This is a genomic window from Mesorhizobium sp. M8A.F.Ca.ET.161.01.1.1 (assembly GCF_004792105.1).
GTDB lineage: Bacteria > Pseudomonadota > Alphaproteobacteria > Rhizobiales > Rhizobiaceae > Mesorhizobium.
Genome location: NZ_SRTD01000542.1, coordinates 1 through 278, shown reverse-complemented (window position 1 = coordinate 278; position 278 = coordinate 1). Strand labels below are relative to the sequence as shown.

General features: G+C 63.3%; 1 protein-coding gene. It reads right to left on the bottom strand.

From position 1 onward, the window contains the following. A partial coding sequence (locus EN804_RS36935) for a 3-deoxy-7-phosphoheptulonate synthase (RefSeq protein WP_189602258.1) occupies positions 1 to 278 on the bottom strand: 278 nt, incomplete at both ends.

Sequence of the window (278 nt, the reverse complement as noted above, 5' to 3'; positions counted from 1 at the left end):
CAGCTGTGCGCCATAGGTCAGCACCACGGCCATCTGCAGGAAGGCACGGAAGAAGTCACGGATATTGTCCGCGCCGTGCTCGAGGAAGCTCTCGGCGCAATCGCCGCCCTGCAGCAGGAAGGCGTTGCCTTCCGCCACATTGGCAAGCTGCTTCTTGAGGCGGCGGGCCTCACCGGCAAATACCAGCGGCGGATAGGTTGCAAGCGTGGCTTCCGTTGCCGCAAGCGCTGCCGCATCAGGATATTCGGGAACCTGCTGGATCGGTTTCTGCCGCCAGC